The following is a 25,002-nucleotide window of genomic DNA, read 5'->3' as shown; positions in this document are numbered from 1 at the left end:
GCCGCGCCCCCCGGCCCCGGCCCCCCGTCCGGGGGGGGGGGGGGGGTTGGTGGGGGTGTCGTGGGGCGGCGGGCGGCTTGGCGGGGCCTGGCGGGGGGCGCCCTCCCCCGGGGGTCCCGGCCCCGGCGCTACCGTTCAGATCACCGTATGCTCTTGCGGGTGAACAGGTTGACGATGGCCAGCAGGATCACCGCGCCGATCAGCGAGAACAGGAACGTGCGCAGGGTGATGGCATCGTTGATGCCGCCGCCGAACAGGAAGCCGGCAATCAGCGCGCCGACGATGCCCACCACGACGTTGAGGATGATGCCCTGCTGGGCGTCGCGACGCATGATGATGCTGGCCAGCCAGCCCACGATGCCGCCAACGATCAGCCAGATGATGATGCCCATGAACGTGACCTCTGGAAGGGGAAGGGACGGGGACCAGTTGACCCGCAGCGCCGTGAAACCGTCGTGCAATCCCGTGACGGGCGCGTGCGGATGAGCCTGCCAGCCACCCTCGACGGCCCTTGGCGCTTCGGCCCGGTGACGGTCTGGCGCTGCCCGCATGTGCCCGGCCAGCGCGGTGAGCCGCAGGCCCGGCAGGTGCTGGCGCAGGCGCTGGGCGGCGAACCCGATGCCCTGCCGCTGGTGCGCGACGACAAGGGCCGGCCGGAGCTGGCCGGCGCGCTGGCCCACTACGGCACCGGCTGGAGCCACAGCGGCGAGGTGCTGCTGGTGGCGCTGGGCGAGGGCGTGCGGCTGGGCGTGGACCTGGAACTGCTGCGCCCACGCCCGCGCCTGCTGGAAATCATCCAGCGCTTCTTCCACCCCGACGAAGTGGCCTGGCTGCAAGGGCTGGCCGCCGACGAGCGCGAACACTGGTTTTTCCGCGTGTGGTGCGCCAAGGAAGCGCTGCTCAAGGCGCACGGCCAGGGCATCTCCTTCGGCCTGCACCGCCTGCAGCTGGCGCCCGGCGCCGATGGTGCCCTGCACCTGCGCTGGTGCGACGCCGAACTGGGCCAGGCCGAGCGCTGGCACCTGCACGAATGGCAGGCCAGCGGCCAGTTCCGCGCGGCATTGGCCTGGTATCCGCATTGAAGCGGCGAACCGGCGGGCAAAACCGGCGATAATGACGGCATGAGCGAACACGATCTTCCCGCCGGCGTGGTCTCCACGCTGGAACAGGGCCTGGCCAGCATGGGCCTGGCGGCCGCATTGGCGCCGCCGCTGCTGCGCTATCTGGCGCTGCTGCACCGCTGGAACGGCACCTACAACCTCACCGCCATCCGCGATCCGCAGGAAATGGTCACCCGCCACCTGCTCGATTCGCTGGCGATGCAGCCGTTCGTGGCCGATGGCAGCCTGGCCGATCTCGGTACCGGCCCCGGGCTGCCAGGCATCCCGCTGGCCATCGCCTGCCCGGGCCTGCAGGTCACCCTGGTGGAGAGCAACGGCAAGAAGGCGCGCTTCATGCGCGAAGCCGTGCGCCAGCTGGGCCTGACCAATGCACGCGTGGCCGAATCGCGCGCCGAGGCGCTGGACGAGGCCGGCCGCTACGACCAGCTGACCGCGCGCGCGATGGACACCCTGGCCGGCATCGTCCGCGTCGGTGGCCACCTGCTGCGCCCCGGTGGCGTGCTGCTGGCCATGAAGGGCGTCTACCCGCATGACGAGATCGCGGCCCTGCCGGCAGGCTGGCAGGTGCGCGAGGTGACCCCGCTGAGCGTGCCCGGCCTGGCCGGCGAACGCCATCTGGTCACTGTTACAGGCCCCTGAACCCCGCCGCCAGCCCTTTGCGAAACAACGGGTTGGCGATCCATGATTTCCGCACGGGGCCGGTTGTACGCATAATGACCGGTCCCAGCACACGTCGACGAGGCACACCCGCATGGCCCGCATCATCGCCATCGCCAACCAGAAGGGTGGCGTCGGCAAGACCACGACCGCCGTCAACCTGGCCGCTTCCCTGGCCAACGCACCCAAGCGCGTGCTGTTGGTCGACCTGGATTCACAGGGCAACGCGACCATGGGCAGTGGCGTGGACAAGCGCGAGCTGGTCTCCTCCACCTGCGATCTTCTGCTGGGCGAAGCCAAGGCAGCGGACGTGCGCGTGGCCACCGCCGAGGGCTACGACCTGCTGCCGGGCAACATCGACCTGACCGCGGCCGAGATCCAGCTGATGGCGCAGGAAGAGCGCGAGCAGCGCCTGAAGCGCGCGCTGGCGCCGATCCGCGACGAGTACGACTACATCCTGATCGACTGCCCGCCGGCGCTGTCGCTGCTGACGCTCAACGCGCTGGCCGCCGCCGATTCGGTGCTGGTGCCCATGCAGTGCGAGTACTACGCACTGGAAGGCCTGAGCGCGCTGGTGGAAACCATCGAAGCGCTGCGCACCAACCTCAACCCGGTGCTGGAGATCGAGGGCGTGCTGCGCACCATGTTCGACGTGCGCAACAACCTCGCCAACGCGGTGTCGGCCGAACTGACCGAGCACTTCGGTGACCGCGTGTTCCGCACCATCGTGCCGCGCAACGTGCGCCTGGCCGAGGCCCCCAGCCACGGTCAGAGCATCGTCGGCTACGACCGTGCCTCGCGCGGTGGCGTGGCCTACCTGGGCCTGGCCGGCGAGATCATCCGCCGCAACAACGAACGCAACAAGGCCGCCAAGGCCGTGGAGACCGCCTGATGACCAGCAAGCCTGCAGCCAAGAAGCGAGGCCTCGGCCGCGGACTGGACGCCCTGCTGGGCCCCAAGGGCGCAGCCAGCCAGGTGCAGGCCACCACTGCGGTCATCGAGCCCCTGCCGGGTGAAGTGCTGCGCAAGCTGGCCGTGGGCCAGCTGCAGCCGGGCAAGTACCAGCCGCGCCGCGAGATGGACGAAGGCAAGCTCTCCGAGCTGGCCGATTCGATCAAGTCGCAGGGCGTGATCCAGCCGATCCTGGTGCGCCAGCTGCCGGCGGGCAACTACGAAATCGTCGCCGGTGAGCGCCGCTGGCGTGCATCGCAGCTGGCCGGGCTGGACGAAGTGCCGGTGGTGGTGCGCGAGCTGGAAGACCGCACCGTCATCGCGATGGCGCTGATCGAGAACATCCAGCGCGAAGACCTCAACCCGCTGGAAGAAGCCGAAGCGCTGCAGCGCCTCATCAGCGAGTTCACCCTGACCCACGCCGAGGCCGCCGAGGCCGTCGGCCGCTCGCGCGCGGCGGTGTCCAACCTGCTGCGCCTGCTGGAGCTGCCGGTGGCCATCCGCCTGCTGCTGGAAACCCGCCGCCTGGAAATGGGCCACGCCCGCGCGCTGCTGACCCTGGCCCCGGAGCTGGCCGGCAAGCTGGCCCAGGAAGCGGCCGATGAAGGCTGGTCGGTGCGCGAGGTCGAGCGCCGTGCGCAGGCTTTCGCCGCCGGCAAGGTGCCGAGCAACCGCCCGGTGGCCACGCCGAGGGTGCAGCAGGCCGACATCGCCTCGCTGGAAACCGAGCTGTCCGAATCGCTGGGCACCAAGGTGGCCATCAACCACGGCCGCGGCGGCAAGGGCAAGCTGATCATCCATTACACCGATCTGGACACGCTGGACGGCGTGCTCGAAAAGCTGCGCACCCGCCAGGGTTGAGCGCGGCAGCGCTGCAGCAGCGCTCGGCAGGGAAACGCACACGCCGCGGGACGGCTTCGTGCCGCGGCTCATCCAGGGAGCAGGAATGAGCATGGACATCGACGACGTCAGCCCGGGCGGCAGCCCGATCCTGGTGCACAGCCGGGAAAAGGACTTCACTCCGGCCCAGGGTGAATCGCACATCGAGGCCATCAGCGCGCACATCGAGCGCCACCTGGGGCCGATCTCGGGCGTATTCCACGAAATCATCTCCGACCTCGTGCATATCGACGTGCACGTGGTGCCGGCCAGCGAGCCGTTTCCGTACCTGCGCCTGGTGACCTCGGGCATGAGCGACCTGCCGATGACCCTGCCCGAAGGTGCGCCCGGCTCGGCATACATGGAGCTGATGGTGACCCTGCCGGCCGACTGGCCGATCAGCGGTGATGCCTTCGAAGACGAGTGGAACTACTGGCCGGTGCGGTTGCTGAAGACGCTGGCACGGCTACCGCACGAGTACGACACCTGGCTCGGCTTCGGCCACACCATTCCCAACGGCCACCCGGCCGAGCCCTACGCCCCGGGCGTGGGTTTCGATGGCGCCATCGTGCTGCCGCCGGTCACCGCCCCCGAGGGCTTCGGCACGCTGCAGCTGGACGACGCCAGGACCATCGAGTTCATGTCCATCGTGCCGCTGTACCCGGAGGAGATGGACCTGAAGCTGAAGAAGGACGCCGAGGCCCTGCTGGATCGCTTCGATGCGAAGAGCATCCAGGACGTGATCGTGCCGGGTCGGGTAAACGTCGCCAGAAAGCGCTTCGGTTTCTTCTGAGACCGGTAACATCCACCGTCTGAACTTCGTTACAGAGTCTCTTCCATGACCATCCTGCTCACCGGCGCTGCCGGCTTCATCGGTGCCTACACCGCCCGCGCGCTGCTGGAGGCCGGCCAGGCCGTGGTCGGCCTGGACAACTTCAACGATTACTACGACCCGCAGATCAAGCGCGATCGCGTGGCTGCGCTGTGCCCGGGCCTGGACCTGCGCACCCTGGACCTGACCGACCAGCAGGGCCTGGCTGCGCTGTTCGATGAGGTGCAGCCCACCGCGGTGATCCACCTGGCCGCGCAGGCCGGCGTGCGTTACTCGCTGGAAAACCCGCACGCCTACGTCGACAGCAACCTGACCGGCTTCGTCAACATGCTCGAGCTGTGCCGCCACCGTGGCGTGCAGCACCTGGTGTATGCGTCCAGCAGCTCGGTGTACGGCGATTCGGCCACGCCGCCGTTTTCCGAAGACCAGCGCGTGGACCAGCCGCGCTCGCTGTACGCGGCCACCAAGGCCGCCAACGAGCTGATGGCCTACACCTATGCGCAGCTGTACGGCCTGCATGCCACCGGCCTGCGCTTCTTCACCGTGTATGGCCCGTGGGGCCGGCCGGACATGGCGCCGCTGCTGTTCTCGCGCGCGGTGCTGGCCGGGCGGCCGATCGATGTGTTCAACGAAGGGCGCATGCAGCGCGATTTCACACATGTTTCCGACATCGTATCGGGCATCCTCGGCGCCCTCGCGAACCCCAGCACCGACGTGGTGCCGCACCGGGTGTTCAACCTCGGCAACCATACGCCGGTCGAGCTGGAGCGCTTCATCAGCGTGATCGAGCAGGCCGCCGGCCGCCCCGCGCAGAAGGTCTACAAGCCGATGCAGCCAGGCGACATGGTGCGCACGATGGCCGACACCCGGCGCGCCCATGACGCCTTCGGCTTTGATGCGGTCACCCCGATCGAGCAGGGCCTGCCGCCGGTCGTGCAGTGGTGTCGCGAGTATTTTGGCGATCGTGCCTGAGGAGTGACCCTCACGCAGCCGGATTCATCTTCGGATAACCTCGGCTTCGGAGAATGCGCGGTCTTTGTATCCCTGCTGGCCGAGTGACCCATGAGCCACCCCGAGCTTTCCGTTGTCGTCCCGGTGTTCAACGAGCGCGACAATGTCGCGCCCCTGGTCGGTGAGATCGTCGCCGCGCTGCGCGGCCATCTGCCGTTCGAGATCGTCTATGTGGACGACAACTCGCGCGACGACAGCCTGGCCGTGCTGCAGGGCCTGAAGGCCAGCACCCCGGAACTGCGCGTGCTGCACCATGTCAGCCAGAGCGGGCAGAGCACTGCCGTCCGCACCGGCGTGCGAAATGCGCGCGCGCCGTGGATCGCCACCCTCGATGGCGACGGCCAGAACGACCCAGCCGATATTCCCAAGCTGCTGGCGGCGCGGCAGTCGGCTGATGCGCAGGTGAAGCTGTTCGCCGGCTGGCGCGTCAACCGCCAGGACAGTGGCAGCAAGCGCTGGGCCAGCAAGTGGGCCAATGCGATCCGCGCGAGCATGCTGCGCGACGATACCCCCGACACCGGCTGCGGCATCAAGCTGTTCGAGCGCGAGGCCTTCCTCGACCTGCCGTATTTTGACCACATGCACCGCTACCTGCCGGCGCTGATGCAGCGCGCCGGCTGGAAGACCACCAGCGTGCCGGTCAACCACCGCCACCGTACCGCCGGCGTGTCCAAGTACAACAACCTGGGCCGCGCCCTGGTCGGCATCCGCGACCTGCGCGGCGTGGCGTGGCTGATCACCCGCAGCAAGCGCACTGCGGTGGAGGAGCGTTGATGGAGCTGCACTGGCTCGACCAGCCACTGACCTGGTTGTACTGGACCGGCCTGCACGTCACCGGCTGGAAGCTGATCGGCTACACCGGCGCACTGATGTTCGGCGGCCGCTGGCTGGTGCAGTTCGTGGCGTCCAAGCGTGCCGGCAAGCCGGTCATCCCGCGCCTGTTCTGGTACATGAGCGTGGTCGGCAGCCTGATGACCCTGAGCTACTTCCTGTTCTCGGCCAAGCAGGACTCGGTGGGCGTGCTGCAGAACCTGTTCCCGGCGTTCACCGCCCTGTACAGCCTGCACCTGGACATCCAGCACCGCGGCTGGAAGCGGGACAAGGCCAGCCACTGAGGCCAGGGGTCGGATCCCTTTCCGCAGGAAAGGGCTCTGACCCCGGCCGGATCCCGGCGCATCCACGCATGGCGTGGATCTACCGCATGTTCGTTGGTAGCGCCGGGCGCAGGCAGGACCTTCGTCCCATGCCTCGGGCCCTGCACGGTGCGATCATCGGGATCTGCCTTCCCGGGAACCTGTGCTCGTGAAAACCCGCCTCGCCGTAGCTCTGTTGATTGCCCTGTCCGCTCCTGCGGTCGCCCTGGCTGCGCCGCCGGCCGCCGCTCCGGCCAGCATGGCCGCCGAATCGGCCGCCGATGCCGCCTTCCGTGCGCTGTACGAGAAGGAGTGGAAGTGGCGCCAGGATGGCGGTGGCGAAGCCAGCGAGGACGAGGACGCGCCGGCCAACGCCAGCCGCATGCCTGATGTCGGGCCTGCCGCGCAGCAGGCCCGCCTGAAGGTCTGGGACGAAACCCTGGCCGACCTGAAGAAGATCGATGTCAACGCCCTGTCGGCCGACAACCAGGTCAACTACGCGATCTACCGCGACCAGGTCTTCAACCTGGCCGAAGCCACGCGCCTGCGCACCTACGAGATGCCGTTCAATTCGGACTCCTCGTTCTGGTCCAACCTGTCCTTCATGGCCCGGCGCGAGATGAAGACCGCGCAGGACTACCGCAACTACATCGCCCGCCTGAACGACGTGCCGCGCTACTTCGGCCAGCAGACCGACAACATGCGCGCCGGCCTCAAGCGTGGTTTCAGCGTGCCGCGCGCGGTGCTGGACGGCCGCGAGGTCTCCATCGCCACCGTCGCCGAGCTGAAGGACCCGACGACCTCGCCGCTGTACGCGCCGTTCAAGAAGCTGCCCGCCAGCATCCCGGCCGCCGAACAGGCCGCCCTGCGCGAACAGGCCGCGGCGGCCATCAGCGGCAAGGTGGTGCCGGCCTTCCAGCAGCTGCGCACCTTCTTCGTCAGCGAATACGTGCCGCAGGCGCGCACCACCCTGGCCGCCGAGGCCATGCCGGGCGGCAAGGCCTTCTACAAGCAGCAGATCCACGAATACACCACGCTGGACCTGTCGCCGGATGAGATCCACCGCATCGGCCTGGGTGAGGTGGCGCGCATCCAGAAGGAGATGAACGACATCATCCAGCAGGTGCAGTTCAAGGGCAGCTTCGCTGAATTCCTGACCTTCCTGCGCACCGATCCGCAGTTCTACGCCAAGACCCCAGAAGAGCTGCTGTCGCGCGCGGCATGGATCTCCAAGCGCGCCGATGGCCAGCTCGGCCGGTTCATGACGCTGCCGCGCGCGCGCTTCACCATCGTGCCGGTGCCGCCGGATATCGCCCCGTTCTGGACCGCCGGTCGCGGTGGCATGGGTACGTACTGGGTCAACACCTACGACCTGCCGTCGCGCCCGTTGTACAACCTGCCGGCGCTGACCCTGCATGAGTCCGACCCGGGCCATGCGCTGCAGGGCGCGATCGCCTCCGAGCAGAAGGACCTGCCCGAATTCCGCCGCAACGCCTACATCTCCGCCTATGGCGAAGGCTGGGCGCTGTACTGCGAGAAGCTGGGCGTGGAAATGGGCATCTACGAAACCCCGTACGAGGATTTCGGCCGCCTGACCTACGAAATGTGGCGTGCCGCGCGCCTGGTCATCGACACCGGCGTGCACAGCAAGGGCTGGACCCGCGAGCAGGCCCTGGCCTACCTGCGCGACCACACCGCGCTGAGCGAGCATGAAGTGACCACCGAAGTGGATCGCTACATCTCCTGGCCGGGCCAGGCGCTGAGCTACAAGCTGGGCGAGATCGCCATCGTGCGCCTGCGCGCGCAGGCCGAGAAGGAACTGGGCGACAAGTTCGACATCAAGGGCTTCCACGACGTGATCCTGAAGCAGGGTTCGGTGCCGCTGCCGGTGCTGGAACAGCAGATCCAGGCGTACATCGCCGAGCGGAAGAAGGCCTGATCGCTGCAGGGTAGTGCCGGCCGCTGGCCGGCAACGCGGCCCCCTCACGCCCGGTGCGGCGTACCCAGGTACTCGGCGCTCTGCATTTCGATCAGGCGCGAGGCGGTGCGCTCGAAGGCGCCCTGCAGGCGCTCGCCGGCATACAGTTCCACCGGCGAGGTGCTGGCGGTGCAGACCAGGTTGACGTGGCGGTCGTACAGCTCGTCGATCAGGTTCACGAAGCGGCGCGCGGCATCTTCGTTCAGGCGGTCGAAGGCGGGAATGCCGCCCAGCAGCACCGTGTTGAACTCGTGCGCGATCTCGATGTAATCCGACGGGCCGCGCGGGCCTTCGCAGAGCGCGGCGAAATCGAACCAGGCGATGCTCTTGCCACGGCCCCGCACCGGAATCTTGCGGCCCTCGATCTCGATGTTGCCGGCCTTGGCCGGCTGCCCGCCACTCAGTTCGCCCCAGCGGCTGGCCAGCCAGCCATCGCTGTCGGCGGCCAGCGGCGCGCGGTACACCGGCGAACGGGTCAGCGCGCGCATGCGGTAATCCTCGGTGCCCTCGGCGTACAGCTCCACGCAATAGCGCTGCAGCAGGCCGATGGCCGGCATGAAGCTCTCGCGCTGCAGGCCGTTGAGGTACAGGTTCTCCACCGCCGTGTTGGAGGTGGTGACCAGGGTCACGCCCTCGGCGAACAGGCGCTCGAGCAGGCGTGCCAGCAGCATCGCATCACCGATGTCGGTGACGAAGAACTCGTCCAGCACCAGCACGCGCAGGTTGCTGCGCCATTCCTGGGCGATCTTCGCCAGCGGGTCGCTCTGCCCCTGGTGCTCGCGCAGGCGCTCGTGGACGCTGCGCATGAAGCGGTGGAAGTGCGTGCGGTACTTCTGCTTGATCGGCAGGCCGTCGTAGAACAGATCCACCAGGAAGGTCTTGCCACGGCCTACGCCGCCCCAGAAGTACAGGCCTTTGACCGGCTCGGGCTTCTTCCAGAACGAGGACAGGCGGTCCAGCCAGCCGTCCTCGGCGCTGTCGACCAGGCCCAGGTGGATGCGGTCCAGTTCGGCCAGGGCCGCGTGCTGGGCCGGGTCGTCCTGCCAGTCGCCGCTGGCAACCCCGGCCGCGTACCGCTGCGACGGGGTCAACGCCTGCTCGCTCATGCCGCCGCGCCCAGCCAGTGCTTGACGCCGTGGGTCAGCGCGCCGCGCAGGTCGATCAGCTTGCGGTGGAAGAAGTGGCTGGTTTCCGGCATGCGCACCAGCTCATGCGGGAATTCGAGCGTGTCCAGCCACTGGTACACGGCCTGCGGGTCGACGATCTCGTCCTGTTCGCCCTGGATGACCAGCCAGCGGGCTGGCGGCTGCACGCCGCTGAAATCCCAGCGGCCGGCCGGCGGCGCGATCGAGACCAGCGCCTCGGGCTGCAGTTCGGCGGCGGCCTTCAGCGAAACGAAGGAGCCGAAGCTGAAACCGGCCAGCCACAGGCGGTCGTCCGGGCGCTGGCTGCGCACCCAGGCGGTGACGGCCTTGAGGTCGTCCTGTTCGCCCACGCCGTGGTCGAAGCTACCGGCCGAGCCGCCGACGCTGCGGAAGTTGAAGCGCACCGTGGCGATGCCCAGCTCGCGCAGGGTGGTGGCGGTCATGGTGACCACCTTGTTGTGCAGGGTGCCGCCTTCGGTGGACAGCGGGTGGCAGATGACGGCCACGATCGGCTGCACCGGCACGTCGGCCTTGGGCAGGTCGACGACCACTTCCAGCGGGCCGGACGGGCCGTCCAGTACGAGGCAGGCGGTTTCGCCGGGGGCGACGGGGAACGAGGGCTTGTGCATGGCACCATGATACCGTCCCCCGCCCCTGCCCTGTGCCCGCCCCATGCTCTACCTGTCCCTGGCCGTGATCTGCAGTGTGCTGGTTTCGGTGTTGTTGAAGCTGGCCAACCGCCGCGCGCTGGACGTGCCGCAGATGGTGACCTGGAACTATCTGGTCGCCGCCACCCTCACTGCCGTGGTGCTGCAGCCGCCGCTGGAGGCGCTGCGTGCGCCGCACGCGCCGTGGCTGTCACTGCTGGCGCTGGCGGTGGTGCTGCCGTCGATCTTCCTGGTGCTGGGCCGCGCGGTGGCGGTGGCCGGCATCGTCCGCAGCGACGTGGCCCAGCGCCTGTCGCTGCTGCTGTCGCTGGCGGCGGCCTTCCTGTTCTTCGGCCAGACGGCCACGCCGTGGAAGCTGGCCGGGCTGGGCCTGGGCGTGCTGGCGATGGTGGCCATCAGCCTGCGCCCGCGTGGGCCGGCCGTGGCGGCCTCGCCCGGTGGCTGGGGCTGGCTGCTGGGCGTGTGGGGCGGCTTTGCGGTGGTGGACGTGCTGCTGAAGCAGGTGGCGCTGTCGGGCACGCCGTCGATGGCGGCGGTGCTGGCCAGCTTCAGCGTGGCCTTCGTGCTGATGCTGGCGCTGCAGCTGTGGCGGCATGCCAGCGGCCGCAGCCGGCTGGCCTGGCGCAACCTGGGGGCCGGCGCGCTGCTGGGCCTGCTCAACGGCGGCAACATCCTCTTCTATGTGCATGCACACCAGTCGATGCCGGACAGCCCGGCCACCGTGTTCGCCGGCATGAACATCGGCGTGGTGGTGCTGGGCGCGCTGGTGGGCGTGTTCGCCTTCGGCGAGGCCACCACGAAGTGGAACCGCGCCGGGCTGGCGCTGGCGGTGCTGGCGATCGGATTGATCGCCTGGGGGTGAGGCCGCCCGGGGTCGGATCCCATTCCAACGGAATGCGCTCTGACTCCTGCGTTTGAGACCCCGCGATGCCTTGGGGTCAGAGCCCATTCCGTTGGAATGGGATCCGACCCCGGCGTTTCCCCAAAGCAGTCGAGCATGGCTCGACTCTACAGAAAGCCGCCGGGCGTGCCCCGGCGAATCCTTACTTGCCGAAACCCAGCAGCAGCGGGTCGTGGTCGGAGCTGCGCCACGGGCCCGGCACGTTGCGGCCCTGGTAGCCGCTGGCGTCCTGTTCGTCGGCGTTGCTGTGCCATTCGGCGGCCGCGCGCAGGCGCTTGGCCATGCCCGGGCTCAGCAGCGCGTGGTCGAGGCGGCCGGTATAGCCGTTGTAGACGTAGCTGTAGGGATGCTCGACCTTGGCCACCTTGAAGGCGTCCTGCCAGCCGAGGTCATGCAGGGTGCGGATCGGATCTTCCTGCGCATAGGCGTTGAAGTCGCCCAGCAGCACCGCGTCCTGGGCACGGGTGCCGGTCGGGTTGGTCTTCAGCCAGTCGTTCAACTGCTGCGCCGAGGCGACGCGGGTGGCGTTCCAGCAGCCCTGGCCGTCGTTGCGGTCGGCATCGGCGCCTGCAGCCTCGCGGCAGCCCTTGGACTTGAAGTGGTTGGCGACCACCACGAACGGCGCGCCCTGCTTGGCCTGGAACGCCTGCGCCAGCGGCACGCGGCTGTGCTCGACGAACGGGCCGCCGGTCAGCGTGGCCGGCTTGCCCAGCGGCTGCAGGCGGCTGCTGCGGTAGATGATGCCGACGCGGATCGGGTTGTCGCCCGGGCCGTTGCCGGCGTCGACGAAGCGCCAGTCGCCCTGTGCACCGCGATCGCGGTTGAGCGCATCGACCAGTTCGGCGATGGCCGACTGCGGGCCGTAGCCGTCGTTTTCCAGTTCCATCAGCGCGGCGACATCGGCGCCGAGCGAGTTGACGGTGGTGACCAGCTTGGCCACCTGGGCCTTGTGTTCGTCCAGCGTACGCGCGCCGCGCAGGGTCGGGAAACCACCGCCCTGGCCATCACCGTTGAAGAAGTTCTCCAGGTTGAAGGCGGCGATGTACAGGTCGCCGGCCACCTTCGGCACCGCCGGGCGCTGCAGTTCCGGCAGCTTCAGCGTGCCCTGCACCTGCAGGCTGGGGCGGCCCTGTGCGTCCACGCGCACGATGCCTTCCACGTTGCGCAGCTGCATGCCGGTGCGCAGCACCGGGTTGCCGGCCAGGTACGGCACGCTGACCGGGTCGCGGGCATCGCTGCCGTCATCGAGCACCAGGCGGCGGCGCTGGTTGTCAGCCATCACCTGTTCGATGCCGGCCGTGCCCGGCGCGGCCACTTCAGTGGGCTGCCAGAGGCGGCCATCGAAGGCCACGGTGAGCTGGCCGAAGCGCTCCAGGCCGTCGGTGCCGGCCAGGGTGAGCGGAGCGGCGATGCGCACGTGCTGGCCGTCCAGCGCGCGCCAGTCGGCCGGGGCCGTGGTCAGCACGACCGGGGCCTTGCTGCGGGCGGTGGTGGAGGTCGGGGTCGGCGCGGCCTGCGGCTGGGCCTGGGCAAAGGCGGTGGCCGGCAGCAGCAGGGACAGGGAAAGGGCGAGGGAACGGCGGCGCATCGACGGGCGACTCCACGAAATGGGCGCACAGACTAACCCCGAAATGTGCAGGCCCGCTTGCAGCGCGGGGCACGATGGGCGATCAGGCCTCGGTGGGCAAAGCCGGGTAGTGCCGGCCGCTGGCCGGCAACCGGCGGCGGGGGGCGCGGAGGTAGAGTCGACTGTTAGTCGACTGCTCTTCGCTACGTTGCCGAAAAGCCCGCGCTGCGCGCGATAGTCGACTAGCAGTCGACTCTACCGCCGTTTGGCCGTTCCGCCGTTTCCCGGTTTGGCCGTTCCGGCGGTTACTTCAGGTTGCCCAGCATCCAGTCCACGGTGGCGTGGATCTGTTCCTCGGTGAGCGCCGGATTGCCGCCCTTCGGCGGCATGATCCCGCCATCCGGGCCGGTGTAGCCCTCGATGGCGTGCTTGTAGAGGGTGTCCTTGCCCTGCGCCAGGCGCTGGTCCCAGTGCGCGTGGTCAAGCGTGGGCGCCTGGCCGACGCCGGTGGTGTGGCAGGCGGTGCAGAGGTTGTCGAAGATGACCTTGCCGTCCTTGGTGCCGCCGTAGGCGACCTGCGAGGCGGCCTTGGCCAGTGCGGCCGCCTTGGCTGCGGCCTGCGCAGCGGCGCCGGTGCTGCCGGCATACACCGCGCCGGTGGGCGAGATGCGCTGCTCGGTGCGCTTGGCCGCCGTGGGCGACACCTCGGGCGGAATCCGGGTGTGGATGTACGCCGCCAGGAGGATGAGACCGAGGGTGATGGCCGCCAGCAGCGCGATCACCATGGAGAAGCGTTTCAGGAACTCCAGATCGTAATTCCGCACTCTTCGTTACCCCTGGCTGATAGTCGTTGGACCACGGCTGAGCGACTGCGTGATGGGCCGAGTATAGAACGCGCTTCGCGTGCGACAACAGGCGTCGATGCTGGTGCGGCGCAGCATGCGGCCGTGGCCGCATGCGGGTAGCGCCGGGCCACGCCCGGCGAGCGCGAAGCGCGGCAACAGCCGCCGGCCAGCGGCCGGCTCTACCGGATTACCGGGCGCCGATCGCGCGCAGGCAGAAGCTGCAGATCGCGTCCACCAGCGCACCTTCGTCGCGATGCACTTCGCGGCTGGGCGCAGTCGGGCCGACCATCGCTTCGGTGAAGGCACCAACCAGGCAGGCGGCCGTGGCATGCGCGTCCTGCGCGGGCAGTTCGCCGGCGGCCACGCCCTCTTCCACCAGGCGCAGGAACACGTCACCGAAGGCGCGGCGCCCGCGCATGCGCTCGGCCTCCACGTCCGGGTCCACCGGCTCGACGATGAAGGCATGGGCCAGCCCCGGCCCGGCCAGGGCGCGGCGGACGAAGGCGGTGATCGCCAGGCGCAAGCGCTCGCTGGCCACCTCGGGGCCGCTGGCGATGCGCTCCATGATCTCCACCTCGTGGGCCACGGCGGCGTTGAGCACCTCCACGAACAGCTCGGCCTTGGACGGGAAGTGCCGGTAGATCAAGCCGGTGGACACCCCCGCCTGGGTCGCCACGGCGGTCACCGGGGCATTGCGCCAGCCGCCGGCAGCGACCAGCTCGCGGGTCGCCAGCAGGATCCGTTCACGGGCCCCGGCCAGCCGTTCTTCCATCAATGCAGAGCGTTTGTAGGCCATATCCTGATTCTAGTTTCAATTTTTGAATTTGTATTCACTTCTTTCCCGAACCCCGCTACGCTGGGCCCATCGCCCGTGCTGGCCGCTGCCTTCAACAGCCTCCAGCCTCCCCCTGACGGGTGCGTCCATTCCCCCACCTTCCTCGTGGAGCCGCCGCAATGCACGTGCCATCCCTGAACTTCGATCTTGGCGAAGATATCGACCTGCTGCGCCAGAGCGTGGCCCATTTTGCCGCCGCCGAGGTCGCTCCGCTGGCCGCCGAGGCCGATGCCACCAATCAGTTCCCGCTGGCCCTGTGGCCGAAGCTGGGCGAACAGGGCCTGCTGGGCCTCACCGTTGAAGAAGAATACGGCGGCACCGGCATGGGCTACCTGGCCCATGTGGTGGCGATGGAAGAGATTTCGCGCGCCTCCGGCGGCATCGGCCTGTCCTATGGCGCGCATTCCAACCTGTGCGTGAACCAGCTGCGCAAGAACGGCAACGAGGAACAGAAGCAGCGCTTCCTGCCCGGCCTGTGCAGCGGCGCGCTGGTCGGTGCGCTGGCGATGAGCGAGCCGGGCGCCGGTTCGGACGTGGTGTCGATGAAGCTGCGCGCGGACAAGCGCGGCGACCGCTACGTGCTCAACGGCAACAAGATGTGGATCACCAACGGCCCCGATGCCGACGTGCTGGTGGTCTACGCCAAGACCGACATGGCAGCCGGTGCCAAGGGCATCACCGCCTTCCTGGTCGAGAAGGGCATGAAGGGCTTCAGCACCGCGCAGAAGCTGGACAAGCTGGGCATGCGCTCCTCGCCCACCTGCGAGCTGGTGTTCCAGGACTGCGAAGTGCCCGAAGAGAACGTGCTGGGCCAGGTCGGCGGCGGCGTGCGCGTGCTGATGTCCGGCCTGGACTACGAGCGCGTGGTGCTGTCCGGTGGCCCGCTGGGCCTGATGGCCGCGGCCATGGACGTGGTGATGCCGTATGTGCACGAGCGCCACCAGTTTGGTGAAGCCATCGGCAGCTTCCAGCTGATCCAGGCCAAGATCGCCGACATGTACGTGGGCCTGGGTGCCTGCCGCGCCTATGTCTACGCCGTGGCGCGCGCCTGCGACCAGGGCCGCACCACCCGCCAGGACGCCGCCGGCGCCATCCTGTATGCCGCCGAGAAGGCCACTTGGCTGACCGGCCAGGCGATCCAGATCCTGGGCGGCAACGGCTACATCAACGAATACCCGACCGGCCGCCTGTGGCGCGACGCGAAGCTGTATGAAATCGGCGCCGGCACCTCGGAGATCCGCCGCATGCTGATCGGCCGCGAACTGTTCCAGCGCACCCTGTAAGGCCACTGCGATGACCGTCCTCAACAGCCAGCTGCAACCGGGCAGCGACACCTTCGAAAGCAACCGCGCCGCCATGCGGGCCGTGGTCGATGACCTGCACGCCACGCTGGCGCGCACCGCGCTGGGCGGCAACGACGCCGCGCGCGCAAAGCACACCGCGCGCGGCAAGCTGCTGGTGCGCGACCGCATCGACGCCCTGCTCGACCCCGGCAGCGCCTTCCTGGAAATCGCGCCGCTGGCCGCGCACGGCATGTACGAAGATGCCGTGCCCGCTGCAGGCGTGGTGGCTGGCATCGGCCGGGTCAGCGGCGTGGAATGCGTGATCGTGGCCAACGATGCCACGGTCAAGGGCGGCACCTACTACCCGATGACGGTGAAGAAGCACCTGCGCGCGCAGGAGATCGCCGAGCAGAACCACCTGCCCTGCATCTACCTGGTCGATTCCGGTGGCGCCTTCCTGCCGCTGCAGGACGAGGTGTTCCCCGACCGCGATCATTTCGGCCGCATCTTCTACAACCAGGCCAACCTGTCCGCACAGGGCATCCCGCAGATCGCCTGCGTGATGGGCAGCTGCACCGCCGGCGGCGCCTACGTGCCGGCGATGAGCGATGAAACGGTGATCGTGCGCGAGCAGGGCACGATCTTCCTGGGCGGTCCGCCGCTGGTGAAGGCCGCCACCGGTGAAGTGGTGACGGCCGAAGAACTGGGCGGCGCCGACGTGCACACGCGCATTTCCGGCGTGGCAGACCACGTGGCCGACAACGACCTGCAGGCACTGGCACGGGTGCGCGCGATCATCGCCCAGTTGAACTGGCGCAAGCCGGAACCGGCGATGGCGGTGCAGCCCAGCGAGGAACCGCTGCTGCCGGCGCACGAGCTGTACGGGGTGATCCCGGCCGATACGCGCAAGCCCTACGACGTGCGCGAAGTGATCGCACGCCTGGTCGATGGCTCGCGTTTCGATGAGTTCAAGCCGCGCTATGGCGCGACGCTGGTCACCGGCTTCGCGCATCTGAACGGCTACCCGATCGGCATCATCGCCAACAACGGCATCCTGTTCTCCGAGTCCGCGCTGAAGGGCGCGCACTTCATCGAGCTGTGCACCCAGCGCAACATCCCGCTGGTGTTCCTGCAGAACATCACCGGCTTCATGGTCGGCCGCAAGTACGAACAGGGCGGCATCGCCAAGGACGGGGCCAAGCTGGTGATGGCCGTGGCCTGTGCCAAGGTGCCCAAGTTCACCGTGGTCATCGGCGGCTCGTTCGGTGCCGGCAACTACGGCATGTGCGGCCGCGCCTATTCGCCCAACTTCCTGTGGATGTGGCCGAACGCGCGCATCGGCGTGATGGGCGGCGAACAGGCCGCCAGCGTGCTGGCCACGGTCAAGCGCGATGGTATCGAAGCCAAGGGCGGGCAGTGGCCGGCGGCGGAAGAAGACGCCTTCAAGGCGCCGATCCGCGACCAGTTCGAACAGCAGGGCCACCCCTACTACGCCAGCGCGCGCCTGTGGGATGACGGCGTGATCGATCCGGTCGACACCCGCCGTGTCCTGGCCCTGGCCCTGTCGGCCAGCCTCAACGCCGCCCCGCAGCAGACGCGCTTCGGCGTGTTCCGCATGTGACCCGTGCCATGACCGAGCAAGCTCCCATGAAGCCCGTCGCCATGTTCAGCAAAATCCTCATCGCCAACCGTGGCGAGATCGCCTGCCGCGTCATCGCCACCTGCCGTCGCCTGGGCATCGCCACCGTGGCGGTGTATTCCGATGCCGACCGCAACGCGCGCCACGTGCGCCTGGCCGACGAGGCCATCCACATCGGCGCGGCTGCCGCGCGCGAAAGCTACCTGCGCGGCGACGTGCTGCTGGAGGCCGCACGCCTGACCGGCGCGCAGGCGATCCACCCCGGCTACGGCTTCCTCTCCGAGAACGCCGACTTCGCCGATGCCTGTGCCGCCGCCGGCATCACCTTCATCGGCCCGCCGGCCAGCGCCATCCGCGCGATGGGCGACAAGAGCGCGGCCAAGGCATTGATGGCCAAGGCCGGCGTGCCGCTGACCCCGGGCTACCACGGTGACCAGCAGGAGCCTGCGTTCCTGCGCGCGCAGGCCGATGCCATCGGCTACCCGGTGCTGATCAAGGCCAGCGCCGGTGGCGGTGGCAAGGGCATGCGCAAGGTCGAACGCAGCGAAGACTTCGTTGATGCGCTGGCCAGCTGCCAGCGCGAGGCCGCCTCGGCCTTCGGCAACGACCACGTGCTGGTGGAAAAGTACGTCGAGCGCCCGCGCCACATCGAGATCCAGGTGTTCGGCGATTCCCACGGTGATGCGGTCTACCTGTTCGAGCGCGACTGCTCGGTGCAGCGCCGCCACCAGAAGGTGCTGGAAGAAGCCCCGGCACCGGGCATGAGCGCCGAGCGCCGTGCAGCGATGGGCAAGGCCGCGGTCGATGCCGCGCGCGCGGTGGGCTACGTGGGTGCGGGCACGGTGGAGTTCATTGCCGGCCCGGACGGCGATTTCTACTTCATGGAAATGAACACCCGCCTGCAGGTCGAACATCCGGTGACCGAGTACATCACCGGCACCGACCTGGTGGAATGGCAGCTGCGCGTGGCCGCTGGCCAGCCGATGCCGCTGCGCCAGGAGCAGCTGGCCATCCACGGCCACGCGATCGAAGCGCGCCTGTACGCCGAGGATGCCGACCGTGGCTTCCTGCCGTCCACCGGTACCCTGCGCCGCCTGCGCCTGCCGACGCCGTCGGCGAACGTGCGCGTGGATACCGGTGTGGAGGAAGGCGACAGCATCACTCCGTACTACGACCCGATGATCGCCAAGCTGATCGTCTGGGACGTGGACCGCGAGGCCGCGCTGCGCCGCATGAGCCAGGCCCTGGCCGACTGCCAGGTGGTGGGCGTGACCACCAATGCCGGCTTCCTGCGTCGTCTGGTCAACACCGATTCGTTCGCGCACGCGAAGCTGGACACCGCGCTGATCGAACGCGAACAGGCCGCGCTGAACGCCGTGGGCGACAGCGATGATGCGCTGTGGCAGCTGGCGGCCATCGCTGCCGTGGCCAGTACCGCGCGTGCGGGCAGCGATGCACGCGATCCGCATTCGCCGTGGCAGGCGCAGGACGGTTGGCGCCTCGGTGCTTCGGCACCGCGTGTGCTGCCGCTGCAGCAGGGCGAGCGCACGCACACGTTGAAGGTGTGGGCGCAGGCCGATGGCTGGCGTGTGCAGCGCGATGATGCTGCACCGGCTACGGTGCTCGGCAGCGCCGACGGCCAGCGCATGAGCGTGCAGCTGGACGGCCGCCGCTGGCAGCTGCAGCTGCTGCGCGAAGGCGACCAGCTGTATCTGTTCGGCGCCGATGGCCAGCACCGCTTCACCCTGCACGACCCGGTCGGTGAATCAGACAACGCCACCGCCGATGCCGGCAGCCTGCTGGCACCGATGCCGGGCAGGATCGTGGCCACCCTGGTCGAGGCCGGTACGCCGGTGAAGCGCGGCACGCCGCTGGTGGTGCTGGAAGCGATGAAGATGGAGCACACCCTGCAGGCCCCGGCCGACGGCACGGTGAAGGGCTACCGCGCCAAGGCCGGTGACCAGGTGGGCGACGGCGCTGTGCTGGTGGATTTCGAAGCCGCTTGAGAAGTGGGAAGCACGGACGCGCGCTCAGCCGGCGCGCGTCCAGACCTCGCCGGCCGGGTCCAGCTCGGCCGTTTCCATGCTTGCCGCGCGCCATCCGAAACCGCACATCGCCAATGCGCCCTGCTGCACCGGGTCCAGCTGCAGCACCGGTTCCAGGCAGCGCTCGTTGATCGCGCCGGTGATGAAGGCGCCCAGGCCCAGGTCGGTGGCCGACAGGTACATCGTCTGCGACAGGTGCCCCGCCTCGAGCGCGACCACGCGGTAGCCCTTGGCGTGGCGGCGGTATTTCCAGAACGTGCGGTCGAAGCGCGGCACCAGAGTCACCAGGCAGTGCGCATTGGCAAACCAGTGCTGCTGGCCCAGTGCTTCCATGGCGAACGCACGCAGTCCCAACGGCGGATCCGGCAGGCGCAGCAGGCGGTGCCCGTCCAGCAGGTAGCGATACACGCCCGGCGCCACGCCCTCCACGTTCTGCACCACCAGGTACGCCTCGGTGGGATGCAGGCCGCCGCCGGACGGGCTGCTCTTCTTCTGGAAACGCAGGTCGTCGCTGACCTGCACATGGGCGCGTGCGCCGAACACGCGCGCCAGCATGGTGGAGAACAGCGCCATCGGCAGTGGCCGGTGCTCATCGAAGTTGCGGCAGGTCGCGCGCCGCGCCAGCAGCGCATCGAAATCGGTGTCGTCCTGCAGTGGCAGCACCTGGCTTTCGGCATCGGCCGCCAGCGCCGTCGGTGCCGGCGGCGGCCCCAGCACCTCACGCATGCCCACGGCGGTATCGGTACCGGAGTCGCGCGTGTTCTTCACGGCATCGACGCCCTCCCACCGGGTGAACGCATGCAGCACCGCCGCCAGCGGATGCCAGTACGCGTCGCGCTGGCGATCATCGGCCTGGCGGACCTTCAGCGCCGCCTCATCGGCGGGTGATGCACTGACCAGCAGGCCCAGGCGCAGCAGCGCCTCGCAGGCGGCGCGCTCGTCCTCGTCCGCGGGCAGGTCCTGCCACTGGCTGGGGCCGATGCGGCCCAGCAGCTCGCGCTGCACGGCATCCACGTCCACCGGCTCGCCCAGATGCGGAGCCAGTGCCACCCAGCGCATCTGGCGGCGGATGCCGTTGCCGCCGGAGAGCAGGTCCTGCAGATCGAAGGCGGCGCTCTCGCGCGGTTCCAGCAGCAGGATCTCGCAACGTCGGATGCGGGCGGAAGACACGGCAGGATCTACGGACATGGCATCGGATTCGAAAGGGCGCAGTTCACTAGCGGCCGCCGCCGACGGAACTTCATCGCGCACTCAAGTGCGGGCTGCGTGGGCCGATCTAACAGCGCTTGTCCACTTCTTCCGTCGCCGTTCCCGAGGTTCTTCGTGTCCCTGCCTACCCTGCCCGCGCCGATCGCCATGGCGCTGATCTGCGCGCTCGCTGAAGACGATGCGTTCCGCGCGCTGTTCGCTTCCAACCCTGCTTCTGCCCTGGTCAGCCTTGGCCTGCCTGCCGCTGATGCGGAACTGCTGAAGATCTGCTGCCAGGTCAACCAGCTGGCCTCCAAGGAAGCCATCCACGATGCCAAGCAGGAACTGCAGACGATGCTGACCCGGGAGCTGGCCCAGCTGGTTCCGGCGCTGGATGCCAGCCCGGGCCCGGGCTGGTCCCTCAAGGGACCGTGATCGCCGCCGCCGTCGGCTCCGGCCGGCGGCGCAGCGTGGCGGCCATGCCCGCTGCGCGATTGCTGTCGAGGACATTGAGCGGCTGCATGCAGTAGCCACAATCCAGCTCGGCATAGGCGCGGCCGCGATTGCTGGCCAGGTATTCGGCCTGGACCAGTGCTGCCGCGTTGGCGCCCTTGGCCACGTTCGCATCCATTGCCGCCACGCGGGTCTGGAAACTGGCCTGGCCGGTGAGCCAAGGCGCGAGAAGCACCAACGCCTCGTCCGGCTTGCCTTGGCGGGTTGCCACGCTGGCACGCACCACCGCCATTGTTTCCGCTACCGGGGGCTGGCGTGTCACATCGTTGATCTTCGCCAGGTGCGCCAGCACACGCTCGGCCAACGCCGTGTCGCCCAACCGGATCGAAATCAGGGCCGACGCCAGGGCCACCATCGCGTCGTCGCCACTATCGGCCAGTCCGCGGTTGTCGACCCGGAGAAGGGCGCTGTCCACGTTGCGGCGCAGCTGTGCACGCGTTGCATCATCATCGCCAGCGCCCCACAGCGCCGTCGCCAGCGGCACCAGCATCACCAGCTGGTCAAACCCTGGCGCGTCGGTGAACTGTCTCGCTCCATCGCGCGCGATCTGCGCCGCATGCGTCCACTGCTGGCGATCAACGGCAATGCTGGTGCGTTCGATCGCCACATGCCGGGAGGGAGATGCGCGATCCAGCAGCGATTCGGCCGCGGCATAGTTGCGCAGGCTGGCTTCGGCCGAGCCCAGGTAACGGTTGCTGCCGATGCGGCCACCGTCGATGGCGCGCTTCAAGGCCTGGCGGGCGCCGGTGACGTCGCCGCGCGCCACCAGGATGCGACCCAGAAGGTCGTGCGCCACGTTGCTGAGTTCAAAACGTGGATCTGCTGCATGTCGCGCATAAGGCAGCGACTCATCGAAGCGGTTTTCCGCGTACAGCCATACTGCAGCGTTGTACTGCGCGGCGAAGTAGTCCGGGTACAGGCTGGACAGGCGCCGCCATGCATCGGCAGCCTGCCCACGGTCGCGCAGCGTCGCCGCCCACGCGTCCAGATAGAGCGCCTCGCGGGGTGGCAGGCGGCGCTTGAGGCTCTTGGCGGTGTCCAGCGCCTGCATCGCCCCGGAGAGATCATCCACCGCGAAGTGCGCGCGGACCTGCGCCATCCAGGCCAGGGCAAATTCCGGATCCAGCTCCACCGCCTGCTGGAACATGGCCAGCGCACCCGGGTAGTCACCACGCGCGTAGAGTTTCTGGCCGATCGAATAGGAACGCAGCGCATCCAGGCTGCCGGTGGTGACCGCAGGCAGCGGCGTAGAATCCTGCTCGACCTGCTCCAGCGTCTCGCCCAGGCGGCCGCGCAGTCGCGCCACCACGTCATCGGTGGAAGCGAGCAGCGATTCCAGGCCACGGCCGTCGGCAGATTCGACGGCAAGCGTGGCACGGCTGGCCGGATCCACCACGCCCACGCTCAGGCGCAGGCGACCGCCGGCTTCGGACAACGTTGGCATCAACACCACCCGCGCGCCCACGCGCTGGGCGATCTCGGATGCATTGTTCGCATCCAGCGGCGCATCCAGCGAGGCGCGCATCTGCTGCAGCACGCTGCGTGCTTTCAGGTCGCTGATCACGTTGACGTAGCGCGACTGTTCCAGGCTGATGCGCAGTGCCTGCTGGGTGGAACCATCCAGCAGGGTCTCACCGGTCAGGTTGCGCAGATCGCCGACCACCACCCAGTCGCGCTCGGCGAAGGCGATGGCCGGTTGCGGCCGGGTCAGCAACCAGCCGCCGACCAGCAGCGCCGCGGCCAGGGTGACTTCGGCGGTCATCACCAGCGGCTGCCGCCAGACCGGGATGTCACGCGAGGCCTTCGCGGTCTGTCGCGGGCGCCCCAGACCGCGCGTCGCCGGGTCGTGCAGGCCGAACACTTCCATCGACTGCGCCACGCCCTTGAAGCGCCAGCGCCCGAAGGACTTCCACTTCAGCCCCTGCGCGACCTCGCCCAGATCGCCGGCGGCGCGGCGCACCATCGACTCGGCGGTGGCCGACACCAGGAACTGGCCGGGCTGCGCCAGCTGCATCAGGCGCGCGGCCATCGGCTTGGCCAGGCCTTCCACTTCCACCGGCTTGGCACCCAGCGCGATCGACTCGGCGCTGTTGTTCCACAGCAGCACTTCACCCACGTGCAGGCCGATGCGTGCGCGCAGCAGGATGTTGCGCTTGCCGCCCAGCGCCTTCAGGCCGCGCTGGTAATCCAGGCCGAAACCGAGGGCATCCACCGGGCGTTCGAACAGCATGAACAGACCATCGGAGCGGTCGATCTGCTGGCCGTTCCAGCGCTGCTGCAGCGCCATCACCAGGCGGTCATGGTCCTGGAACAGTTCAGCCGCTGCGGCGTCTCCCATCCGTTCCACCAGCAGGGTGGAATCGCATAGATCGGTGAACAGCAGGGCACGCAGCTGCGTGGTATGCGGAGTCGATGTTCCGGAATCGCCGTTCATCGCCACAGTCTCCGCTCACTGTCCGTCCGTAGGGTCAGCCCAATGCAGGCAGTTGCCGCCGGCGCGCTTGGCCCGGTACAGCGCACGGTCCGCGCCTGCATACCATTCACTCCAGTCCGCATCGGCCGCCAGCAGGCTGACGCCGATGCTGGCCGGGGTGACGTGCGGGTTGCCATGGCTGCGTTCGAGCAGGCCATGCACCGCGCTGAGGATGAACTCGGCCGCGTGCTGGGCCGCCTCGCGATCGGCATGGCGCAGGATCAGGCAGAACTCATCACCGCCCAGGCGGCAGGCCAGGTCGTGTTCGCCGGCCATCGAGCGCAGGATGTTGCCCATGCTCTGCAGCACGCGATCACCGGCCTGGTGGCCGTGGCGGTCGTTGACCTGCTTGAAGCGGTCGCAGTCGATCAGCAGCAGGGCCTGCGGTGCGCCATCGGGCTGGCTGCGGCAATCCTGCAGGTACCGGGTCAGGCCACGGCGGTTGTGCAGTCCGGTCAGTTCATCGGTCTGCACCAGCTCGCGGGTGTGGGTCAGCTGGTGGGTGGTGATGTACAGGTTGTCCAGCGCGGTTTCCAGATCGTGGTTGCGCCGGCGCAGCTGGCTGATCAGGGCCTGTTCGTTGGTCAGCACGCGCATGATCGTGCGGCGCAGGAAGTAGGCCACCAGCCCCGGATCGGATTCGACCAGGCAATGGAAATCGGCCGGGCCCAGTTCCAGCACGTGGCAGTCTTCGATCACGCGCGCGCCGGCGCTGCGCGGATGGTCGCCCACCAGCAGGCCCAGTTCACCGAAGAACTCATGTCGTCCCAGCGTCTTGGTCACCAGGTCCTCGCCGAAATCCAGTTCGATCAATCCTTCCACGATGACGTACATGCCATCGCCGCGGTGGCCGCGGTGGAACAGCCATTGCCCGGCCTCGACCTTCAGGGGCCGCGCGAAGCGCGCAAAGAGGGCGACTTCCTCGTCCGACAACAGGGCGTGCACGATCTCGGCCATCGCCACCTGGGCGATACCGGTCGTCATGTCGATGTTCTCGGCCGCACCCCTGCCGGTCATTTCCCGCCGCCAGCGTCCCCTGGTGAGGAGCGGAGCATAGCAGTGAATCAAACTGTGCGCGTCTTCTCATTTTTCATGAAGACACCACGATCGGGGCCGAACAGGCGGGCAACCCGCATTCATGAGGGTAGTTCAGGGGCGGCGGCACCCCGGACACAACAACGCCGGCAGGTCCCCCGACCTGCCGGCGTCGTCTGGCCCTTCCCTGGCCACCCTGATCGGGCTGATGCCCCGGTAGAGCCGGGGGGGGGGGGGGGGGGGGGGGGGGGGGGGGGGGGGGGGCGCGGCGCGCGCGCCCGGCGGGGGGGGGGGGCGGGGGGG

The 25,002-nt window shown here is 68.7% G+C and carries 23 protein-coding genes; 14 read left to right on the top strand and 9 right to left on the bottom strand.

Annotated features, from left to right (window positions below):
- Nucleotides 1-140 precede the first annotated feature (140 nt).
- Nucleotides 141-392, bottom strand: a complete 252-nt coding sequence (locus tag ACVOK1_RS14960; RefSeq protein WP_108766857.1) for a GlsB/YeaQ/YmgE family stress response membrane protein — start codon at nucleotides 390-392, stop codon at nucleotides 141-143.
- A gap of 90 nt (nucleotides 393-482) precedes the next feature.
- Here ACVOK1_RS14960 and ACVOK1_RS14955 point away from each other — a divergent pair, with 90 nt between their 5' ends.
- The 9 genes from ACVOK1_RS14955 (at nucleotide 483) to ACVOK1_RS14915 (ending at nucleotide 8,523) form a co-directional block, all read left to right on the top strand.
- On the top strand, nucleotides 483-1,082 hold the full coding sequence (locus ACVOK1_RS14955) for a 4'-phosphopantetheinyl transferase family protein (RefSeq protein ID WP_108766856.1): 600 nt from the start codon (nucleotides 483-485) through the stop codon (nucleotides 1,080-1,082).
- Nucleotides 1,083-1,121: 39 nt separating this feature from the next.
- Nucleotides 1,122-1,760 carry a 16S rRNA (guanine(527)-N(7))-methyltransferase RsmG gene (gene rsmG / locus ACVOK1_RS14950; protein ID WP_108770494.1) on the top strand — a complete coding sequence of 213 codons (639 nt, stop codon included), beginning with the start codon at nucleotides 1,122-1,124 and terminating at the stop codon, nucleotides 1,758-1,760.
- Between the two features lie 112 nt (nucleotides 1,761-1,872).
- Complete coding sequence (locus ACVOK1_RS14945) at nucleotides 1,873-2,670, top strand: ParA family protein (protein WP_481562528.1); 798 nt, start codon at nucleotides 1,873-1,875, stop codon at nucleotides 2,668-2,670.
- A complete protein-coding gene (locus tag ACVOK1_RS14940) occupies nucleotides 2,670-3,590 on the top strand; it encodes a ParB/RepB/Spo0J family partition protein (RefSeq protein ID WP_481562527.1) in 921 nt (306 codons plus the stop codon). The genes ACVOK1_RS14945 and ACVOK1_RS14940 overlap by 1 nt, the downstream gene beginning before the upstream one ends.
- A gap of 85 nt (nucleotides 3,591-3,675) precedes the next feature.
- Nucleotides 3,676-4,401, top strand: a complete 726-nt coding sequence (locus ACVOK1_RS14935) for a suppressor of fused domain protein (protein ID WP_481562526.1) — start codon at nucleotides 3,676-3,678, stop codon at nucleotides 4,399-4,401.
- 45 nt (nucleotides 4,402-4,446) lie between these two features.
- Entirely contained in the window at nucleotides 4,447-5,412 is a 966-nt protein-coding gene (locus ACVOK1_RS14930; protein WP_200751185.1) for an NAD-dependent epimerase/dehydratase family protein, read from the top strand.
- Between the two features lie 90 nt (nucleotides 5,413-5,502).
- Entirely contained in the window at nucleotides 5,503-6,225 is a 723-nt protein-coding gene (locus tag ACVOK1_RS14925; protein ID WP_481562525.1) for a glycosyltransferase family 2 protein, read from the top strand.
- Complete coding sequence (locus ACVOK1_RS14920) at nucleotides 6,225-6,566, top strand: lipid-A-disaccharide synthase N-terminal domain-containing protein (RefSeq protein ID WP_108760679.1); 342 nt, start codon at nucleotides 6,225-6,227, stop codon at nucleotides 6,564-6,566. Before ACVOK1_RS14925 ends, ACVOK1_RS14920 begins: the two co-directional genes overlap by 1 nt.
- Nucleotides 6,567-6,753: 187 nt before the next feature.
- Nucleotides 6,754-8,523, top strand: a complete 1,770-nt coding sequence (locus ACVOK1_RS14915) for a DUF885 domain-containing protein (RefSeq protein ID WP_481562524.1) — start codon at nucleotides 6,754-6,756, stop codon at nucleotides 8,521-8,523.
- A 44-nt stretch (nucleotides 8,524-8,567) separates the two neighbouring features.
- Here ACVOK1_RS14915 and zapE read toward each other — a convergent pair whose 3' ends face one another.
- Nucleotides 8,568-9,668 (bottom strand): cell division protein ZapE, encoded by a 1,101-nt coding sequence (zapE, locus tag ACVOK1_RS14910; protein WP_108767352.1) that lies wholly within the window; start codon nucleotides 9,666-9,668, stop codon nucleotides 8,568-8,570.
- Nucleotides 9,665-10,336, bottom strand: coding sequence for an alpha/beta hydrolase (locus ACVOK1_RS14905; protein WP_481562523.1), 672 nt, complete (start codon nucleotides 10,334-10,336; stop codon nucleotides 9,665-9,667). Before ACVOK1_RS14905 ends, zapE begins: the two co-directional genes overlap by 4 nt.
- A gap of 43 nt (nucleotides 10,337-10,379) precedes the next feature.
- Between ACVOK1_RS14905 and ACVOK1_RS14900 the strand changes: the two genes are divergently transcribed.
- Nucleotides 10,380-11,237 carry an EamA family transporter gene (locus ACVOK1_RS14900; RefSeq protein ID WP_406233516.1) on the top strand — a complete coding sequence of 286 codons (858 nt, stop codon included), beginning with the start codon at nucleotides 10,380-10,382 and terminating at the stop codon, nucleotides 11,235-11,237.
- Between the two features lie 181 nt (nucleotides 11,238-11,418).
- Here the strand turns inward: ACVOK1_RS14900 and ACVOK1_RS14895 are convergent, their stop codons facing one another.
- The 3 genes from ACVOK1_RS14895 to ACVOK1_RS14885 all read right to left on the bottom strand — a co-directional run bounded on the left by ACVOK1_RS14895 (nucleotide 11,419) and on the right by ACVOK1_RS14885 (nucleotide 14,484).
- Entirely contained in the window at nucleotides 11,419-12,864 is a 1,446-nt protein-coding gene (locus ACVOK1_RS14895) for an ExeM/NucH family extracellular endonuclease (protein WP_481562522.1), read from the bottom strand.
- A 284-nt stretch (nucleotides 12,865-13,148) separates the two neighbouring features.
- Complete coding sequence (locus ACVOK1_RS14890) at nucleotides 13,149-13,667, bottom strand: c-type cytochrome (RefSeq protein ID WP_079224832.1); 519 nt, start codon at nucleotides 13,665-13,667, stop codon at nucleotides 13,149-13,151.
- A 208-nt stretch (nucleotides 13,668-13,875) separates the two neighbouring features.
- Nucleotides 13,876-14,484, bottom strand: a complete 609-nt coding sequence (locus tag ACVOK1_RS14885; RefSeq protein WP_481562521.1) for a TetR/AcrR family transcriptional regulator — start codon at nucleotides 14,482-14,484, stop codon at nucleotides 13,876-13,878.
- Between the two features lie 158 nt (nucleotides 14,485-14,642).
- On the opposite strand from ACVOK1_RS14885, the gene ACVOK1_RS14880 reads away from it, so the two are divergent.
- The 3 genes from ACVOK1_RS14880 to ACVOK1_RS14870 are packed head-to-tail and all read left to right on the top strand — an operon-like array spanning nucleotide 14,643 to nucleotide 19,451.
- Entirely contained in the window at nucleotides 14,643-15,806 is a 1,164-nt protein-coding gene (locus ACVOK1_RS14880) for an isovaleryl-CoA dehydrogenase (protein WP_012509747.1), read from the top strand.
- Nucleotides 15,807-15,816: 10 nt separating this feature from the next.
- Nucleotides 15,817-17,427 carry a carboxyl transferase domain-containing protein gene (locus ACVOK1_RS14875; protein WP_481562520.1) on the top strand — a complete coding sequence of 537 codons (1,611 nt, stop codon included), beginning with the start codon at nucleotides 15,817-15,819 and terminating at the stop codon, nucleotides 17,425-17,427.
- Between the two features lie 8 nt (nucleotides 17,428-17,435).
- The gene (locus tag ACVOK1_RS14870; RefSeq protein WP_481562519.1) at nucleotides 17,436-19,451 is read left to right on the top strand and encodes an acetyl/propionyl/methylcrotonyl-CoA carboxylase subunit alpha; all 2,016 of its coding nucleotides are present in this window, start codon (nucleotides 17,436-17,438) and stop codon (nucleotides 19,449-19,451) included.
- 24 nt (nucleotides 19,452-19,475) lie between these two features.
- On the opposite strand, the gene ACVOK1_RS14865 is transcribed toward ACVOK1_RS14870, so the two are convergent.
- Entirely contained in the window at nucleotides 19,476-20,678 is a 1,203-nt protein-coding gene (locus ACVOK1_RS14865) for a putative peptide maturation dehydrogenase (RefSeq protein WP_481562518.1), read from the bottom strand.
- Between the two features lie 135 nt (nucleotides 20,679-20,813).
- On the opposite strand from ACVOK1_RS14865, the gene ACVOK1_RS14860 reads away from it, so the two are divergent.
- Nucleotides 20,814-21,113: an NHLP-related RiPP peptide gene (locus ACVOK1_RS14860; protein ID WP_481562517.1), complete on the top strand. Its 300-nt coding sequence runs from the start codon at nucleotides 20,814-20,816 to the stop codon at nucleotides 21,111-21,113.
- Here the strand turns inward: ACVOK1_RS14860 and ACVOK1_RS14855 are convergent.
- Nucleotides 21,100-23,625 carry a putative peptide modification system cyclase gene (locus tag ACVOK1_RS14855; RefSeq protein WP_481562516.1) on the bottom strand — a complete coding sequence of 842 codons (2,526 nt, stop codon included), beginning with the start codon at nucleotides 23,623-23,625 and terminating at the stop codon, nucleotides 21,100-21,102. The genes ACVOK1_RS14860 and ACVOK1_RS14855 overlap by 14 nt on opposite strands.
- A gap of 15 nt (nucleotides 23,626-23,640) precedes the next feature.
- The gene (locus ACVOK1_RS14850; RefSeq protein ID WP_313204707.1) at nucleotides 23,641-24,681 is read right to left on the bottom strand and encodes a GGDEF domain-containing protein; all 1,041 of its coding nucleotides are present in this window, start codon (nucleotides 24,679-24,681) and stop codon (nucleotides 23,641-23,643) included.
- Nucleotides 24,682-25,002: the final 321 nt, after the last annotated feature.

This window comes from Stenotrophomonas sp. STEN087, assembly GCF_056759115.1.
Note: the sequence above shows the minus strand (reverse complement) of the source record. Positions and strands in the feature narration are given on the sequence as shown.